Raw genomic sequence first — 16,979 nt, 5'->3', positions numbered from 1 at the left:
AAAGCGGTTCAACATGCCGTCAGGATTTCGAACACGTCGCCGTCCGGCGCAACACCTTCGATATGAATTCGATGCCACAAGGCGTAAAACAGAAGGTGCCACGCCGCTTTTCCGTGACGGCGCTTTTCCGTGTTCCGCACGACGGCGCTGATCGCTTGTGGCGATCCCACCGTTTGAAGAGCGGCGGTCCGCGCCATGAGAGGGGCAAGCCCCTGCGACCGTTTCGCGATCCACGCGGCCACCGGCACGGTAAATCCCTGCTTCGGCGCGAAAGCATCGACGCCGGGCAGATTGTCTTCAAGCCATCGCCGCAGAAGATATTTGCCACGGCCGTCGCGTATTTTCATATGTGTCGGCAGACTCGCCGCAATCCGCGCGACCACGGGATCGAGCAGGGGCGTGCGCCCTTCCACGGCATGAGCCATGAGACATCGGTCCAGCTTGATCAGCAAATCATTGGGCAGCCATTCCGCCACATCCAAAGCCTGCACCGCATGAAGGCGCGCCTCCGGCCCCCGCGCCGTTGCCTGAACGCGGAGGGCCGATTTCCAGGCTTCCCCGCCGGACAGGCCCGTCCGCTCCATCGCGCCACGCCGATAAGGCGCGCGCCCCCCGCGCCACCATGGCCGCATGGCGCGTCGGTAGCGTCCATATCCCGCAAACAGCTCGTCGCCTCCTTCGCCGCTCAGGATGACTTTCACATCCCGGGCCGCCTCGCGCGCCAGAAACCATGTGGGAACGATTGCATAATCGGCGACGGGATCGTCCATCGCGCCGACGATCCGGGGCAGGTCAGCCCAGAACATCTCTTCCGTAATGCTGAAAACACGATGTTCCGCGCCTGCCAGCCGCGCCAGCCGGGCCGCCTCCGCCGACTCATCGACCGCCCCCGCATCGAAACGGGCCGTCCAGGCGCAGGGACGATCCTGCCCCAGCTTTTTCATTGCCGCGAGGATGGACGCGCTATCCACGCCCCCCGAAAGAAACAGTCCGAACGGCACGTCGGCGCGCTCATGCGCAGAAACGCTGTCGAGAAGTGCCTCATCGAGACGCGCGAGCGCCTCGGTCTCGCTCATCCCGTGCGACATTCCGTCAGGAGGCGTCCGGTCAGGAAACGCCCGCAGACGGTGCCTGTCCACGATCCGCCCGCCACTGATACGCACCGTCTCTCCCGGGCGCAGACGGCGAATGCCGGGATAGATCGTCGCATCGCCAGGCACGAACTGGAGCGCGAGCAGGGCGTCCCGCGCCTGCGGGAGCGCTTCGCGTTTGCCAAAGCCGCCAGCCAGAAGAGCTCGCGCCTCGGAAGCGAAGGCAATGCCGTCGTCGAACGCGGCCAGATAAAGTGGCTTGATCCCGAAAGGATCGCGGCTCAGCACGAGCTCGCCGTCAGATGACGCCATATCGGTCAGTGCGATCGCATACATGCCCCGCAGCATGGCCGCATAGCGCATCCCTTCGCGTGGCCACAGCGCCAGCGGTGGCTCGCAATCGCTCCCCGTGCCGAAACGGACATCCGGCATGGAGGCGCGAAGATCCAGGTCGTTATAGATCTCCCCATTGGCGACCAGGGCGCGGGAGTCGAGCCGAAGAGGCTGAGCTCCGCCTTGCAGATCGACGATCGACAGCCGCCTGTGCCGCAGCGCAACGCTTTCCGTATCCAGCGCTCCGGCGCCGTCGGGTCCGCGATGCCACAGCGCCGCGGACATGGCGTCGAGCCGCGCCGCGTCCGGGCGGATGCCGGGACGACACGCCATCCCTGCGATCCCGCACATCAGACCGCCTCGCGCCGCAGGAAATGCGACCAGCGGGCAAGGACGGTCGGGGCCGAAAACTCGCGCTCGAACCGCGCCCGTCCGTTGCGCGCCAGATCGTCCGCAAGAGCAGGGTCTTCGATGACGGCCTTGATCCCTGCCGCAAGGGCACGATGATCCTCGGAAGGAAACAGCAGGCCGTCCTGCGTGCCCGCAAGCAGTTCGCGGGGGCCCTGGATATCGGCCCCGATGACGGGACGCCCGGCGGAAAAGGCCTCGATGACGACATTTCCGAGCGGTTCGACGCGCGATGGGCACACCAGCACGTCACAGGCCTTCAGCAGCCTCCCGCTGTTCTGAATCCAGCCCGGCATGTGCACGCGGTCGCTGACCCCCTCCTTGCGCGCCAGTTCCGTCAGCGCGTCACGCTCCGGCCCCTCGCCCCCGATCACCAGTTCAGCATCCGGCACATGGGCCATCGCACGGATCAGGACATCAAACGCCTTGTTCCGGTGCAGCCGCCCCAGCGCCAGCACGAAGGGACGACGCGCCCGCAGAAAGGCCGGACGCTCCGGAGCCGTGAGCGCGAGATCGTCGGCGAAATTCGGCACGTAATGCACGCGTTCGGCAGGCCAGCCCTGCGCGACCATCCATGCCGCCAGTCCGCGCGTATTGCCCACCAGATGGCGACAGGTTCGATAATTGGACAGATCGTAATACCCGCCCAGTCGTCCGACATTGACCCACGAACCTTTGGGAAGCGCGCGGGCGGCGCGGCTCATCCATGCGACGGCGACAGAGGGAGCGAAGCCCGTGAGAGCCCGGCGCAGGGCACGCGGCGTCACCAAATCCAGACGACCACCGAACCGGAAGCGCTCGACCGGAACATGCTTCTCCGCCAGACGGGCCTCCCGTCCCTCGTCACGGCGGATGAACGCCGTGACCTGCTCTCCGGTCTCGACCTGCGCGGCGCAGAGACGTTCAAAAAAAAGCTCGGCCCCCCCATGCGCGGAACCCGCCATGACATGAGCGATCCGCAAGGGAGATCCATCCCGAGGAGTTGATAGGCGCGCGGAAAACATGCTGCGTCTATCGGTCAATCATACTGTCTTGGCAAGGAAAGGCGGGTTCTGGCGGCCGCGAGCACCGTATCCACCGATAATCCGTCGATCGGCGCCACACCCTCTATGCCAGGTGCCTCGACGAACGAGGCGTTCAGACCGCCGGGCGCATATTCCGACGCCCTGGAGGGACCGAACAGGCCAAGAGTCGGAATGGAAGTCGCAGCCGCGACGTGCATGAGACCGGAATCGTTACCGATAAACAGCGCGCATTGGCCCAGGAGCGCCGCCACTTCCCCGATCGGGCGCGCACCGCCAAGATTGATGGCGTCCGGCAGGGCGTCCAGAACCGGTTGCGCCCGTTTTCGTTCTTCTGCACCGGGGCCGTAAAACAGAACGGGACGCAGCCCCTCGCGCTCCAGCGTTTGGGCAACGCGCACGAAGCGTTCAGGTGGCCAGATCTTGCCATCCCAGTTCGCCGTCGGAGCAAGCGCCAGCCAACGGGAACTCCTGGGCAGGAATCCTTGAGCCGTTCTTCTCTGAGCGTCCGTGCTCCATGTCACGGGCAGCGGCACCGGATGCAGATGAAAAAGCGACGCCACATGGCCGAGCCTGCGTCCCGGGCGGCGGCCTCCACGCAGAATGCGGCGGACCCGGCTTCTGAGTGCGAACGTCAGGCCGGAGCCTCGAAGATCGACCGCCAGATCCCAGCGCGTGCCAACACACTTGCGCCATAGATCATACCAGTGAAGATCCCATCGGCGCTTGGTGAATGCGATCACGCGCACGACCTGCTGGCAAGGTTCGAACAGACTCGCGGCGACCGGACCGCACGCGACGGTCACCTCGGCTTGCGGATGGCGTCGAAGCAGTTCGGACAGAAGCCCGGTAGAAATGACGGCATCGCCGAGGCGATTGGCGGTGATGAAAAGAATACGCACAGCGCTCAACGCAGCCAGATCGGATCTTTGAGACCGTCGACAAAAATTTCATGTGCCGCGCATTCCTCCGGCGACGGTGGCGCCATGACCCGCGGCTTGCGCGCCGGATCGCGCTGATAGACTGCCGAGCCGCCTCCACCGCGTTGATCGACCAGCCCGAGCCCGCGCTGACGACCGCCCATGAGTTCCAGATACACCTCGGCCAGCAGCTTGCAGTCCAGCAGGGCATTATGCGTCGTTCGCGCCGAAAGATCGATATCGAAACGACGACATAGTGCGTCCAGACTGTTGGGCAGTCCGGGAAAGCGCTTCTTGGCCATCTCCAGCGTGTCGACCATGCGAGCGGCGGATAGAATCGGTCGTTGGCAGGCTTCCAGTTCCGCGTTCATGAAGTTGAAATCGAAGCGCGCATTATGGGCAATCAGAGGATCATTACCCACGAATGTCAGGAAGCCGTCCGCCACCTCCGCGAATTTCGGCTTGCCGATCAGATCCTCGCGTTTGAAGCCATGAACCCGGGAGGCCTCTTCAGGAATGTCGCGCTCGGGATCAATAAGCACATGATAGCATTCGCCCGTCGGCAGATCGTCGACGAGTTCGAGAGCCGCGACTTCGATCACGCGATCGCCCGTTGCCGGATCCAACCCTGTTGTCTCGGTATCGAACAGGATGGATCTTTTCACGGCATGGCCTCCAGTCGCTTGCGAAGACGGAAAACCTGCGCGCAGGTTTTCCCTTTTGAAAGGCCGGTTCGTACCACGACGTCGGCCCGACGCAAGCGCTCCGCATCCGGCATCTGCCGTTTGATGAGCGCAAGCGCCTGCTCACGCGTCAGCAAGCGACGTCGCATGACCCGCTGAACGCGCAGAACTTCAGGCGCGGTTACGACCATGACGACATCACATTCGCCATCAGCCCCGACCTCGAACAGAAGCGGGATGTCGAGCACGCACCACCGCACATGACGACGCCGACAGCGCCGCAGGAACCGCTCGCGCGACCGACTGACCAGCGGATGAATAATGCCCTCGAGAGCGCGCATATTCTCGGGATGTCCGATCACGCGCTTTCTCAGCACGACGCGATCCACGGCGCCGTTAAGCACTGTATCGGGCCAAAGTCGCGCGATCGCCGCAACGGCGGCCCCACCGCGCCGCTGCATGCGATGAACCTCCATATCCGCATCGAATACGGGCCATCCCGCCCGACGCAACAGGCGCGCCACGGTGCTTTTCCCAGCGCCCATGCCTCCGGTCAGGCCCAGAACGCGCATGCGCCCTAGCCCTGCCCGCCTTCGTTCAGGCCGCGCAGGAGCAAAACCCGCGTCTCGGCATCCGCGTCGGGCCATGTGCCGAACCACGCCGCGAATCCGGCACGAGCCTGTTGAATGAGCATTCCCAGACCATCCACCGTTTTCAGTCCGCGCGCCTTCGCGGCGCGCAGTAACGGCGTCTCGAGCGGCACGTAGACGATATCCGCGACCGTCATTCCGGCGGGCGCCTCCCGCAGCGGCGCGGTCCAGTCATGATCCTGATGGCCCGCCAGTCCCAGGGACGTTGCATTGACCAGCAACGTGCAACGGGCCAGAGCATCCGGCCAGCGGTCCCAGTCGATCACTGTACCTCCGCCAAGTGCCGCGACGAGGCTTTCAGCGCGATCGCGCGTCCGGTTGGCGATGAGCACGTCACACCCCGCATCCAGCAATGCGGCGATGACGGCGCGCGCGGCGCCTCCCGCTCCGAGAACCAGCGCCTGACCGCTCATGGCGCAGTCATGGGCTTCCAGATTGGCGACGAAGCCCGTGCCGTCCGTGCAGTCCCCTCTCATCGTGCCATCGGGCTCAAAACGGATGGTGTTCACGGCACCCGCCCGCTTGGCGGCGGCGGTCAGCGCATCGACGAGGCGAAACGCCTCTTCCTTGTGAGGAATCGTGACGTTCACGCCCCTGAACCCAGCCGCCATCAAACCTTTGAGCGCCGCCGCAAGTGCGCCGGGCGCAACGGGCAGCGGCACATACGCGCCATCGACGCCATGACGAGCGCACCAGTAATTATGGAGCGCCGGGGAGCGCGAATGAGAAACCGGCCATCCGATCACTCCGGCCAGCATCGTTTTGCCGGATATCGTCATGCGGCGCTCAGCCTCGCCCAGTATTGCGGCAGAAGACGCGCCAGCCGCTCCGCCCATTCGTTCTGTCCCGACGGATCGGCGATGAGATCCTGCCTGATTTCGAGTTCCAGATAAGGCAGTCCGGCCGCTTCCGCATGACGCGGCACCGTATAATCCGACGTTTCGCTCAGAACATAAGGCTCGTTATCCCCGACACACAGTCCGGGTTCCCCTTTGAGGAGATCCAGCATGATACGCGCCGAGCGTGTATCCCGATGATGCAGCACGCCACAGTGCCAGGGCCGCTTCACGCCATTCATGCACGGCGTAAAGCTGTGCAGCGCGATGAGCGCGGTCGGCTCCCCGGCGCGCTCCCGACGCGCCAGTTCTCCGGCGATGCGATCATGGTAGGGGTGGAGAATCTCGGCTTCGCGCGCCGCACGGCAGACCGCCGTCGCCGCGACATTGGCCGGAATGGGGGTCTCGTCCGAGGTCAGCGGCATGGAGGTCGGATGCCCGGGCGCGCGATTGCAGTCGATCACGAGCCGGGAATAGACCTGCTCGATCAGCGTTGCCCCCAGGGCTTCGTGCAGGGCGACGCCGACACCATGAATGCCGATGTCCCACGCGATATGCCGATCCCAGTCGGCCGCCGCGACTCCAAGATCGCGCAGCACCGAAGGGACCTGACGCCCCGCATGGTCGCTGACGAGGACGAAAGGCGATGCCTCGCGATGGGGCCGATGCGAGAAAGGCGGAGGATCGGTTTCCGAAAGAAGACCCAAAACGTCAGTTTCCTTTCAGAATCCGGGCGAGACCTTCCGCCATGCCCGGCGCCTGCCATGTCAGACCGTTGTCCGCGCGCGCGATCAGACGTCCTTCCGCATCGAGTATGATCGACATTGGTAGGCCGAGGTCATCGAGTTTCAGCGCATCCGCCACCGGCTGGGCCTTGCCGGTATAGACAGGGAGGGTCTTTACGCCATGCTTGGCGTAAAACGCCTGCACTTGGGCGCCTGTACCGCTCCCGATCGCCACAGGCACGACGGTCACGACATCCGCGTGAGCCGCGACGAAGGCATCGAGCTGCGGCAGTTCCGTCAGGCACGGACCGCACCACGTCGCCCAGAAATGAACGACGAGCGGCTTTCCACGCCAGTGCGATAGCGCGAGGGTTTCACCCTTCCCGTTTTCGATGGACGCATCCAGCGGGCCGGTGGGTGGCTGGACGGGCTTGAAGGACGAAACGCCGCTCAGGACCGACGCCCGCGCAGGGCGTAGCCTCACCGTCGCCATGCTGGCTCCCATTCCTGCGAGAACGAGTCTGCGCCCCGGCAGGAAGGAACGGGGATTGGTCACCGCCCGGAGACGATCGCATCGAAGCGTGACATGACGTCCGCCGGCGCCCAGCGCATCATGCCGACGGACCATGCGCGGATATGACCCTCGCCATCGACGATGTAGGTGCGCGGAATGCCTTTTTTGCCCTCTCCCATGCCCGGCAGCGGTCCCAGCGCCTTGAGGAGCACCCCATCGGGATCGGCGAGAACCGGCAATGACGTCGCGCCATGGGACTGAAGAAACGCGCCGGTCCTGGCGATATCGCCGCCGGTGGTATTGATCGCCACGATAGCGGGCGCCTCCCGGCCGAGACGGCGGATCGTCGTGTTGACCTCGGGCAATTCGCGGATGCAGGGGCCGCACCACGTCGCCCAGAGATGCAGGAGATAAGGCTTGCCGTGCCACGCGGCGAGCGTCGTTTCCTTTCCTGTCGCGTCCAGAAACGGAGTCAACGGCACGTCTTTCGGGGTATCCTGCATCTTCATGCCGTGGCCGAAAGTCGGGATGTCGTCCTCGGTGGCGGCGTGCGCGGAATTGCGCAGCAGACCGCCCGCCGCTAGGCTCGCGCCACTCAGGCCCGACAGGAAAAGACGGCGCTTGATCGCCCGAACCGACATAGACAATACCTCGTGGAAGAAGACGTGACCGAGACTAATTCCCGCCTTGCCAATCCGCAATGGGGTGGCCGGTTCGCCACCGGCCCCGCCGCCATCATGGCCGAAATCAACGCGTCGATCGGCTTCGACCAGCGTCTGTGGCGGCAGGATATCCGCGGCTCGCTCGCCCATGCCGCGATGCTCGCGCGCGTCGGCCTCCTGACCGCCGGGGAAGAAAAACAGATTCGGGACGGCCTGCACGACATCGCCGAAGAGATCGCCAGCGGCACGTTCGAATTCTCGTCAGCTCTCGAAGATATCCATATGAACATCGAGGCTCGCCTGTCCGACCGGATCGGCGAAGCCGGGAAGCGGCTGCATACCGCACGTTCGCGCAACGATCAGGTGGCCACCGATTTTCGCCTCTGGGTGCGGGACGCCATAGACGGCATAGAGGCGCAGATCAACGCGCTGATGACCTCTCTCGCCACGCGCGCTCACGCATACGCGGCAACGCCGATGCCGGGTTTCACCCATCTTCAGGTCGCACAACCCGTCACGTTCGGCCACCATCTTCTCGCCTACGTGGAAATGCTGGCCCGTGATCGCGGCCGCCTGAACGACGCGCGCGCGCGCCTCAATGAATGTCCGCTCGGCTCGGCCGCGCTCGCCGGTACCTCGTTCCCCATCGACCGAAAATTCACGGCGCAGGAACTCGGTTTCACCCGCCCGACCGCGAATTCTCTCGACGCCGTCTCGGATCGGGACTTCGCCCTCGAATATCTCTCTGCCCTGTCCATTCTGGCGATGCATCTGTCCCGCCTCGCGGAAGAAATCGTCATCTGGTGTTCGGCGCCGTTCGGCTTCATCCGCCTGAGTGACGCCTTCACGACCGGTTCGTCCATCATGCCCCAGAAACGCAATCCGGATGCGGCCGAGCTCGTTCGCGCCAAGATCGGCCGCATCACGGGCGACTTCATCGGGCTGCTGACGGTCATGAAGGGCTTGCCGCTCGCCTATGCCAAGGACACGCAGGAGGACAAGGAACCTGTTTTCGACGCAACCGAAGCGGCGACGCTCTCTCTCGCCGCCATGGATGGCATGATCCGCGATATGACCCCCGATCAGGGACGCATGCGTGAACTGGCGGGCGCGGGCTTCTCGACGGCGACGGATCTGGCCGACTGGCTCGTCCGCGTTCTCCGCGTTCCGTTCCGCACCGCGCATCATGTGACGGGGCGACTGGTCGGCATGGCCGAGGCGAAAGGCTGCGATCTCAGCGATCTGACGCTCGATGAGATGCGCGGCGTCGAGCCCGGCATCGATGCAAGCATTTTCTCGGTCCTGACCGTCGAGGCGTCGCTGGCCTCGCGCACCAGCGAAGGCGGAACGGCGCCGATCAACGTCGAGTGCGCCGCGAGGTTGTGGCTGGAACGTCTGGAAGGAGACGCATGATGCGTTACACCCTGATCCGCCTGCTAGGCGTGACGATGATCACGACACTGCTTCTGGCAGCGTGCGGCAAGGCAGGTTCGCCTCACGCGCCAGGGCCGTCTGACCAGATTACCTATCCCAAGACCTACCCGACGGAGTAATCCGTCTGGGCCTGGCTTTCCTCCAGCGCCCTGCACGCCAGCGCCCGGACCTCCCGGGCTGAAAGCCCCTGTGCTCTCAGTCCCCGTATGGCTTCAGCCCCCGTGCGTTTCGAGAGCTTCCGTCCGTCCGCGCCGAGAATGAGCGGATGATGAGCGTAAACCGGCTCCGGGTAGCCCAGCAGCAACTGCAACACGCGATGGACCGACGTGACCGGAAATAGATCCATGCCGCGCGTGACGAGATCGATGTTTTCCAGCGCATCGTCGTGGGTGACGCAGAGATGGTACGAAACTCCGGTGTCGCGGCGCGCCAATACGACATCGCCAAAGGCCGCAGCCTCACTGCCGATCCGCCCCTTGCCTGTCTCTACCCATCCGGGCTCACCGCCGATTTCCGCCAGTGCTCTGCCCATATCCAGACGCCAGACCAGTGGCCTACCTTCCGGAGGACCGTGGTCGCGGCAGGTGCCGGGATAAATCCGGCTGCCGTCCGGAGCGTAGCCGTGTGAGGCATCGGCCACTTCCTGACGCGTGCAGCCGCATGGATAGAGCAATCGCCTCTCCTTCAGGCGGGTCAGGACAAGGTGGTAGCTGGGAAAATGCTCCGACTGTCGGCGAATTGGAGCTGGCGGCAACAGCCCCAGCCATGCGAGGTCATCGAGAAGCGCCTGCGTGTAAAGCGGCAGACAACGGACGGGATCGATATCTTCGATACGAACCCGATATCCGTCAGGACCGGCATGATCGCGCGCGTGCAAAGCGGAAATCACGTGACCGAGATGCAGATATCCGGTCGGACTTGGTGCAAATCGTGTGAGGAGACCCGCCATCTGTCATTTCCTTGTCACGGAGCCCATACTTGCGACCCGACGGGAATCCTGAAATAGTCCATGCCAGAGAACGGATTGCGCGTAATCGACAGGCATTCGTTTTGGCCACGGCTGCCGCGGTTTGACGGGCGTCCTTTGGATAAAAGGAACCGATCATGCTCGACGGTCATCAACATTTCCCGGCCCTTGTGCTGAATGCTGATTTTCGACCGCTATCCTACTTTCCGCTATCTCTATGGTCGTGGCAGGACTCGGTAAAGGCCGTTTTTCTGGATCGCGTTTCCGTGCTCAGCGAATATGACGGCGTTGAGGTCCATTCTCCCAGCATCAGCATGAAAATCCCAAGCGTCATCGCCCTGAAAGACTTCATCCAGACGGCGCGGCGCCCGGCTTTTACCCGTTTCAACGTCTTCCTGCGTGATAATTTCTCCTGTCAGTACTGCCATGACCGGCTGCCGACCCAGGATCTCACCTTCGATCATGTCATTCCCCGCGCCCATGGCGGCCGTACGAGCTGGGACAACGTCGTAACCGCCTGCAGCCCATGCAACCTACTCAAAGGATCTCGGTTACCGGCCGAAATCGGCATGTTTCCGCGGCGCAAACCCGTCCAGCCGACCACGCGGCGATTACAGGAAAACGGCCGCAGCTTTCCGCCCAACTACCTTCACGAAAGCTGGAGAGACTACCTGTACTGGGACAGCGAGCTTGAGCACGGATGAGACGTGTCAAAATGACTGCAATTTGAACGCAACCTTAATCATCTTTGAGACTATTGATATCGTCGCACGGATGCATTCCACGCACCCCGTCTGCCATTCAAGGATCCGAACATGAACGTTCGTACAACAGGCCTGACCCTCCTCGTCACCACTCTGCTGGCCACTCCCGCTCTGGCTTATTCGGCACAAGCCGAAACCATCAAGCTTCATGGAAAATTCGTGGCCGAGCACGATGCATCGACCTCCCCCACAGGTGGTATCAAGGCGACGCTCGACACGGAAAAAAAGACGTTCGTCTATACGATCCATTACAAGGGTCTGTCTGGCCCCGTGACGGCCGTTCATCTTCATGGACCCGCTGACGCCGGACAGGATGCGGGGGTCATGCTGCCGATCACTGGTCCGTATAACGGCAAATTGCACGGTACCCTGACCCTGTCGGACGATCAGGTCACAACCGTCGAGAATGGCAAGAGCTACGTCAATCTTCACACCGACAAATATGGCGAAGGTGAAGCCCGCGCTCAGGTCGTTCACTGATCATCGGCAGTGTTTCAGTCGAGCTAAAGCTTTTTATGACGCTGCGCATGCCCGGGCGGAATGCGCAGCGGACTTCTCTCAGGGCGTCTTTGTTACGTTGCCGGGCATCATCTGATGGCAACCCGTGAGCCGATACAAACGCCTCTTACGCGTTCAATAGCGCCGCGTAGCGTTCGGGCGAAAAACCCACATCCAAACCGAAATCGCCTGACAGGACCGGTCGGCGGATCGCGGATGAGTGCGCCGCCATCAGAGACAGCGCTTTATCCTCATTGAGATCAGACTTGAGATCGTCCGACAAATTGCGAAACGTCATGCCCGATCGGTTGAGAAGCTTTTCCCATCCGATCTTCGTAGCCCAGGTCTTCAACAGAGCTTCCGTTACGCCCTGCGTCTTGAAGTCATGAAACACGTAAGCGTGACCGTGTTCGTCCAGCCATGCACGGGCCTTTTTGACCGTCCCGCAGTTACGGATGCCGTAAAGAGTGATTGTCACTCCCACTCGATCGTCCCGGGAGGCTTGGACGTGATGTCGTAGGTCACGCGATTGATGCCGCGGACCTCGTTGACGATGCGGCTTGCCACGCGGTTCAGGAAGGCAAAATCAAACGGATAGACTTCGGCTGTCATACCATCCGTGCTCGTGACCGCCCGCAGGGCGCAGGCCTGATCGTAGGTCCGGCCATCGCCCATGACGCCGACCGTGCGCACAGGCAGCAGAACGGCGAAGGCCTGCCAGATGGCGTCGTAGAGGCCCGCGTTACGGATCTCCTCCAGATAGATCGCATCCACCTTGCGCAGCAGATCGAGCTTCTCCCGATCGATCCTGCCGGGAATACGAATGGCCAGACCCGGCCCCGGAAAGGGATGACGGCCTACGATGGATTCAGGAATGCCCAGCTCGCGACCCAGAGCACGAACCTCGTCCTTGAACAGTTCACGCAGCGGCTCGACGAGCTTCATGTTCATGCGCTCGGGCAGACCGCCGACATTGTGATGCGACTTGATCGTCACCGAAGGACCACCCGTGAAACTGACCGACTCGATAACGTCCGGATACAGGGTTCCCTGGGCGAGGAACTGCGCGCCACCCAGCTTCGCGGCCTCCTCTTCGAAGACCTCGACGAAAAGCCGCCCGATCGTCTTGCGCTTGATTTCGGGGTCCGTGACGCCTTCGAGAGCCGTCAGGAACAGATCCGACGCATCTCGATGGACCAGCCGGATATTGAAACGTCCCCGGAAGGTCTTGACCACTTCGTCCGCTTCGCCGGCACGCAGAATGCCGGGGTCGACGAAGATGCAGATAAGCTGGTCGCCGATCGCGTCATGAATGAGCTTGGCCGCGACGGAGGAGTCGACACCACCCGACAGGCCGCAGATCACCCGGCCATCGCCGACCTGCTTGCGGATACGCTCGATTTCCATATCCCGGAAACCGGCCATCGTCCATGTGCCCTGGCAGCCCGCGACATCATGGGTGAAATTACGGATCAGGGCCGAACCGTGCGGCGTATGAACGACTTCCGGATGGAACTGCACGCCGTAAAGGCGCCGTCCTTCATCGGCGATGATCGCAAAAGGCGCGCCCTCTGAATAGGCCACAGCACGGAAACCCGGCGGCAGCTTCGTGACGCGATCACCATGACTCATCCAGACCTGCTCGCGATGCCCGCGTGCCCATGCGCCGCGAAACAGGGCGCAATCCTCGGCGATCTCGATATGGGCGCGACCGAATTCACGATGCTCGTGGGTTTCCACGGTCCCACCCAGCTGGACGCACATGGCCTGCTGGCCATAGCAGATTCCGAGAACCGGCACGTTCATTTCAAAAACGATATCGGGAATTCGCGGCGGGTTCTCATCATGAACACTCGCCGGACTGCCGGACAAAATCACGCCACGCGGCGCAAAATCCGCGATTCGCTGCGCATCCGCCGCAAACGGCCAGATTTCGCAATAAACACCGCTCTCGCGCACGCGCCGCGCAATCAACTGCGTTACCTGACTTCCGAAATCAAGAATCAGAATACGATCTTCGTGCAGCGTCTGCTCGATCTGCGTGGTGTCGTCGGTTTCCGTCATCTGTCTTCCGTTTTCTCTCAGGCGTGCGCGCTTGCTGCTGCCCTCCTATAAGGGGTTCGCACGCCAGCGTCATCATCGCGGGCATGCATGATACGCAACCGCGCCCAGATTCACGCGAAAGACAGCTACAGATGCGCCCTCTTCTCCGCTCCGTTTTCCATAAAGGCATGCTGGCCCTGAGTGGCGGCACCCTTCTCGCCTTGACGGCCTGTGCGGGCCAGACCAACCCCGGCCAGGACCCGCGCGGTCTGTGGGTCGGCGCGCTTGTGACCGACAAAGGCGTCTGCCCGACGGACCGCAACTCGACCCTGCAGGTCAACGCCCACGAGATCCTGTTCACGCCCGCGGACGGTTCTCTGGTCCTCCGCGGCGTGCGCGGTCCGAACAATCTTCATTTCCACGCCCAGCTTGAAACGACGGACCAGGATCACAAGCCGCGCCCGATGGTTTTCGATGGATACCCGGTTGGCCAGGCGATCGGCGGCACATTCGGCACACCATCATGCCGGGCTCACGTCACGATGACCCGCTCCTGAGGGGCCTGACGTTCCGGACCTTCCGCTCACCGGCCATGCGGGGAGACTTTTTTCATCTCCCCTCTTGCCCGGTCGCTGAACTGCCAGTAAGAACCCGCACCACGACGCACCCGTAGCTCAATTGGATAGAGCACCAGACTACGAATCTGGGGGTTAGAGGTTCGAGTCCTTTCGGGTGCGCCATTCGCTTTTTTACGAGCGAAATCATATAGACTGCGATCGACAGTCGCGCGGCACCCGTAGCTCAATTGGATAGAGCACCAGACTACGAATCTGGGGGTTAGAGGTTCGAGTCCTTTCGGGTGCGCCACTCTTCTTTTTTCAGATCCGCACGCCCTCAACGCTCGCTCTGGCGATCCATACGCAGAGCGACGCCACCGCGCCCTGCCCTGGCAGCGATGGCGATTCCGGCGATTATCCACTCACGACCGTCACGAACCAGAAGCGGTGCGCCACTGGCGCCATGCGTCCCCGCGCAGTCATGCTCGATCAGACCGTTTGTCGCGCCTTCGACACCCAGGATATGACACGATTCGTCGGCAATCGCGATTTCCGCGCGATCCTGCTCGTATCCCGCCAGCATGGCCTGAGATCCCGCGACAGGTTGACCGATCCTGAGCAGATCGGATGCGGAACCAACCGCATGGTCCAGTACGATGGTGGCTTCATCGCAATCCGACACGATATCAGGCCGGTATCCCCGATGCAGGATGTAGGCGCGTCCCACGGCCCGGGCACGAAATGTTCCGGCCGTATATCCGAGCAGAAAATGGATATGGGACGCGATGACAAAATGTCCCGTCCTGCGGATGTAAAGGCAGTGCGCGGCGGTTCGGATGACTGAAGGCGCCACGAGAAACGCCGTGCATCTCGTCCCCCCGTCGGTCTGGAGCAAACCGATCATGCGCCACGGTGGCGCGGCGAGATCGACGGGCAACCGACGGCCCGCGCCGACCCCGACGAGCGGCTGGGCTCGAGACTGGGCTCGCGGCATCGCGGAGAGAAGGATGCAACACAGCATCAGATGGCCGACGCAAAGCCGTCGCCACCCGATGCTCATGCGTCCCGCTTCGAACCGAGATGGTCGGGGCCGAACGAGTCGGGAAGAAGCTCTCCCAGCGTTCGCACAAGCAGGACCTCACCAGAGGGATTCACCATCGTCACCCGGGCGTCGGGGCTGGCGAATTCCCGAATACGCTGTCGGCAACCGCCGCACGGCGTGCAAGGCTGATCGCCTCCGCCCGCGATCACGATTTCCGAAATATGCCGCGCGCCCTTCATGATCATGCCCGAAATCGCGCCCGCCTCGGCGCAACTGCCCTGCGGATACGCCGCATTCTCGACGTTGCATCCGACATGGATCTGTCCGTGCTCATCGCGAAGCGCGGCGCCAACATGAAATCGCGAATAGGGCGCATAGGCCTGCTCGCGGACGGCCACAGCCGCCCTTACCAGTTCCTCACTCATGATCGGCAGGCTACACCACGCAAGGGAGCGCTTGGAAGCCGACACAAGGACGGATAGTCTGCAACCATGACCCGTCCGGATCCTGATCCCCTGTCCCTGTTAGCCTCCCGTCCCGCACTGCATATGGATGCGCAGGCAGGCCTTCTTTTCGAGGACGCTTCCCTCCAGAACATCGCCCAGAGCGTCGGCACGCCATGCTGGGTCACCGGCGCCGGTACGCTGCGCCGCCGCACGCGCAATCTCAAAGCGGCCTTCGCAGCTTCGGGGCTGAACGTCTCTCTGCATTACGCGATGAAGGCCAATGACCATCTGGCCACACTCACCCTCCTCCGATCGGAAGGCTGCGGCGCGGACGTCGTGAGTGGCGGCGAACTCATGCGCGCGCTTCAGGCAGGCATCGCCGCCTCGGACATCATTTTTTCCGGTGTCGGCAAAACCGACATGGAGATGGCGCTCGCCCTCGAAAGCGGCGTCGGCCAGATCAATGTGGAAAGCGCCGAGGAAATACGGCGTCTGTCGAACGTCGCCGTGAAACTGCGCCGGACGGCGCGGATCGCCCTGCGGGTCAACCCGGACGTCGACGCGGGAACACATGAAAAGATCAGCACCGGCCGGGCTCACGACAAGTTCGGCATAGCCTGGGATGACGCCCTCGATATTTACCGTGACGCCGCCACGCTTCCGGGCATCGAACCTGTCGGCCTCGCCGTTCATATCGGCAGCCAGATCCTTTCCCCGACACCCTACAAGGCGGCCTATACGCGCGTCGCGGACCTTGTCAGGGAACTGCGTATCAACGGACTGCCCGTTCATATCGTTGATTGTGGCGGCGGTCTCGGCATCCGATATCGCGACGAACTGGCCCCGGCGCCTGCCGCATTGGCCGGAGCGATCCGGGACACGCTCGGCGACTGCGGCGTCAAACTCGCCATCGAACCCGGTCGTTGGATTGCCGCCCCCGCTGGCGTGCTTCTCAGCACCGTCATCGACGTCAAGCGTCAATCAGAGGACGCGCCTGACCTGATCATCCTCGATGCCGCGATGAACGATCTTGCCCGCCCGGCGCTTTACGATTCATGGCATGGGATCCTTCCCGTTTCACCCGAACGCCTGAATGCGGCGTTGAGCCCCCAGACAGTCGTGGGGCCGGTCTGCGAAAGCAGCGACGTGTTCGCGTCCTCCAGGCCTCTGCCCTCGCTGCGCCCCGGAGATGTCGTGGCGCTTCTCGATACGGGCGCCTATGGTGCCGTGATGAGTTCCAATTACAACGCGCGTCCACTGGCCGCCCAGGTCATGGTCGATCATGGCCAATGGCAGATCATCAAGGAAAGACAGCCGATCGAGGACCTGTGGGCCGGAGAAACCGTGCCGCAATGGTGCCACCGGGCGCCGGAGTAAGGGCGCT

The 16,979-nt window shown here is 62.9% G+C and carries 20 protein-coding genes and 2 tRNA genes; 8 read left to right on the top strand and 14 right to left on the bottom strand.

What is annotated here, in order from left to right:
• Positions 1 to 8 precede the first annotated feature (8 nt).
• From asnB to PWM43_RS05670, 9 genes are read right to left on the bottom strand one after another with little or no spacing between them, the layout of a single operon-like run.
• Positions 9 to 1,775 (bottom strand): asparagine synthase (glutamine-hydrolyzing), encoded by a 1,767-nt coding sequence (gene asnB, locus PWM43_RS05710; RefSeq protein WP_289841588.1) that lies wholly within the window; start codon positions 1,773 to 1,775, stop codon positions 9 to 11.
• Positions 1,775 to 2,836, bottom strand: a complete 1,062-nt coding sequence (locus tag PWM43_RS05705) for a glycosyltransferase (protein WP_289841752.1) — start codon at positions 2,834 to 2,836, stop codon at positions 1,775 to 1,777. Before PWM43_RS05705 ends, asnB begins: the two co-directional genes overlap by 1 nt.
• 14 nt (positions 2,837 to 2,850) lie before the next feature.
• Complete coding sequence (locus PWM43_RS05700; RefSeq protein WP_289841751.1) at positions 2,851 to 3,756, bottom strand: glycosyltransferase family 9 protein; 906 nt, start codon at positions 3,754 to 3,756, stop codon at positions 2,851 to 2,853.
• Positions 3,757 to 3,761: 5 nt separating this feature from the next.
• Positions 3,762 to 4,439 carry a DNA polymerase III subunit epsilon gene (gene dnaQ / locus PWM43_RS05695; RefSeq protein WP_289841587.1) on the bottom strand — a complete coding sequence of 226 codons (678 nt, stop codon included), beginning with the start codon at positions 4,437 to 4,439 and terminating at the stop codon, positions 3,762 to 3,764.
• Positions 4,436 to 5,029, bottom strand: coding sequence for a dephospho-CoA kinase (gene coaE, locus PWM43_RS05690; protein ID WP_289841586.1), 594 nt, complete (start codon positions 5,027 to 5,029; stop codon positions 4,436 to 4,438). Before coaE ends, dnaQ begins: the two co-directional genes overlap by 4 nt.
• A 5-nt stretch (positions 5,030 to 5,034) precedes the next feature.
• Positions 5,035 to 5,886, bottom strand: a complete 852-nt coding sequence (locus PWM43_RS05685; protein WP_289841585.1) for a shikimate dehydrogenase — start codon at positions 5,884 to 5,886, stop codon at positions 5,035 to 5,037.
• Positions 5,883 to 6,650: an N-formylglutamate amidohydrolase gene (locus PWM43_RS05680; RefSeq protein ID WP_289841584.1), complete on the bottom strand. Its 768-nt coding sequence runs from the start codon at positions 6,648 to 6,650 to the stop codon at positions 5,883 to 5,885. The genes PWM43_RS05685 and PWM43_RS05680 overlap by 4 nt, the downstream gene beginning before the upstream one ends.
• A 4-nt stretch (positions 6,651 to 6,654) precedes the next feature.
• On the bottom strand, positions 6,655 to 7,296 hold the full coding sequence (locus PWM43_RS05675) for a TlpA disulfide reductase family protein (RefSeq protein WP_289841583.1): 642 nt from the start codon (positions 7,294 to 7,296) through the stop codon (positions 6,655 to 6,657).
• Positions 7,221 to 7,823 (bottom strand): TlpA disulfide reductase family protein, encoded by a 603-nt coding sequence (locus PWM43_RS05670; protein ID WP_289841582.1) that lies wholly within the window; start codon positions 7,821 to 7,823, stop codon positions 7,221 to 7,223. The genes PWM43_RS05675 and PWM43_RS05670 overlap by 76 nt, the downstream gene beginning before the upstream one ends.
• Positions 7,824 to 7,847: 24 nt before the next feature.
• Here PWM43_RS05670 and argH point away from each other — a divergent pair, with 24 nt between their 5' ends.
• Together argH and PWM43_RS05660 are read left to right on the top strand one after the other, a co-directional pair.
• The gene (gene argH, locus PWM43_RS05665) at positions 7,848 to 9,257 is read left to right on the top strand and encodes an argininosuccinate lyase (RefSeq protein WP_289841581.1); all 1,410 of its coding nucleotides are present in this window, start codon (positions 7,848 to 7,850) and stop codon (positions 9,255 to 9,257) included.
• Positions 9,254 to 9,397 (top strand): hypothetical protein, encoded by a 144-nt coding sequence (locus tag PWM43_RS05660; RefSeq protein ID WP_289841763.1) that lies wholly within the window; start codon positions 9,254 to 9,256, stop codon positions 9,395 to 9,397. Before argH ends, PWM43_RS05660 begins: the two co-directional genes overlap by 4 nt.
• Here the strand turns inward: PWM43_RS05660 and gluQRS are convergent.
• Positions 9,382 to 10,227 carry a tRNA glutamyl-Q(34) synthetase GluQRS gene (gluQRS, locus tag PWM43_RS05655; protein ID WP_289841580.1) on the bottom strand — a complete coding sequence of 282 codons (846 nt, stop codon included), beginning with the start codon at positions 10,225 to 10,227 and terminating at the stop codon, positions 9,382 to 9,384. The two genes, PWM43_RS05660 and gluQRS, sit on opposite strands and share 16 nt — an antisense overlap.
• Before the next feature lie 155 nt (positions 10,228 to 10,382).
• On the opposite strand from gluQRS, the gene PWM43_RS05650 reads away from it, so the two are divergent.
• The gene (locus tag PWM43_RS05650; protein ID WP_289841579.1) at positions 10,383 to 10,949 is read left to right on the top strand and encodes an HNH endonuclease; all 567 of its coding nucleotides are present in this window, start codon (positions 10,383 to 10,385) and stop codon (positions 10,947 to 10,949) included.
• Positions 10,950 to 11,060: 111 nt separating this feature from the next.
• The gene (locus tag PWM43_RS05645; RefSeq protein ID WP_289841578.1) at positions 11,061 to 11,489 is read left to right on the top strand and encodes a CHRD domain-containing protein; all 429 of its coding nucleotides are present in this window, start codon (positions 11,061 to 11,063) and stop codon (positions 11,487 to 11,489) included.
• Between the two features lie 145 nt (positions 11,490 to 11,634).
• Here PWM43_RS05645 and PWM43_RS05640 read toward each other — a convergent pair whose 3' ends face one another.
• Positions 11,635 to 11,985 (bottom strand): arsenate reductase, encoded by a 351-nt coding sequence (locus PWM43_RS05640; protein ID WP_394356037.1) that lies wholly within the window; start codon positions 11,983 to 11,985, stop codon positions 11,635 to 11,637.
• A complete protein-coding gene (guaA, locus tag PWM43_RS05635) occupies positions 11,982 to 13,571 on the bottom strand; it encodes a glutamine-hydrolyzing GMP synthase (RefSeq protein WP_289841576.1) in 1,590 nt (529 codons plus the stop codon). The genes PWM43_RS05640 and guaA overlap by 4 nt, the downstream gene beginning before the upstream one ends.
• Before the next feature lie 131 nt (positions 13,572 to 13,702).
• On the opposite strand from guaA, the gene PWM43_RS05630 reads away from it, so the two are divergent.
• From PWM43_RS05630 to PWM43_RS05620, 3 genes are all read left to right on the top strand, one after another.
• Positions 13,703 to 14,107, top strand: a complete 405-nt coding sequence (locus PWM43_RS05630) for a hypothetical protein (protein WP_289841575.1) — start codon at positions 13,703 to 13,705, stop codon at positions 14,105 to 14,107.
• Positions 14,108 to 14,213: 106 nt separating this feature from the next.
• Positions 14,214 to 14,290: transfer RNA gene (locus tag PWM43_RS05625), tRNA-Arg, on the top strand.
• Between the two features lie 50 nt (positions 14,291 to 14,340).
• Positions 14,341 to 14,417: transfer RNA gene (locus PWM43_RS05620), tRNA-Arg, on the top strand.
• Between the two features lie 27 nt (positions 14,418 to 14,444).
• Here the strand turns inward: PWM43_RS05620 and PWM43_RS05615 are convergent.
• Complete coding sequence (locus PWM43_RS05615) at positions 14,445 to 15,167, bottom strand: trypsin-like serine peptidase (protein ID WP_289841574.1); 723 nt, start codon at positions 15,165 to 15,167, stop codon at positions 14,445 to 14,447.
• Positions 15,164 to 15,574: a cytidine deaminase gene (locus PWM43_RS05610; protein WP_289841573.1), complete on the bottom strand. Its 411-nt coding sequence runs from the start codon at positions 15,572 to 15,574 to the stop codon at positions 15,164 to 15,166. Before PWM43_RS05610 ends, PWM43_RS05615 begins: the two co-directional genes overlap by 4 nt.
• 66 nt (positions 15,575 to 15,640) lie before the next feature.
• Between PWM43_RS05610 and lysA the strand changes: the two genes are divergently transcribed.
• Positions 15,641 to 16,972 carry a diaminopimelate decarboxylase gene (gene lysA / locus PWM43_RS05605; protein ID WP_394356036.1) on the top strand — a complete coding sequence of 444 codons (1,332 nt, stop codon included), beginning with the start codon at positions 15,641 to 15,643 and terminating at the stop codon, positions 16,970 to 16,972.
• Positions 16,973 to 16,979: the final 7 nt, after the last annotated feature.

This window comes from Brytella acorum (assembly GCF_029309905.1).
GTDB classification, from domain to species: Bacteria; Pseudomonadota; Alphaproteobacteria; order Acetobacterales; family Acetobacteraceae; genus Brytella; species Brytella acorum.
The sequence above is the reverse complement of the archived record's forward strand: the minus strand, read 5'-3'. Positions and strand labels throughout refer to the sequence as shown.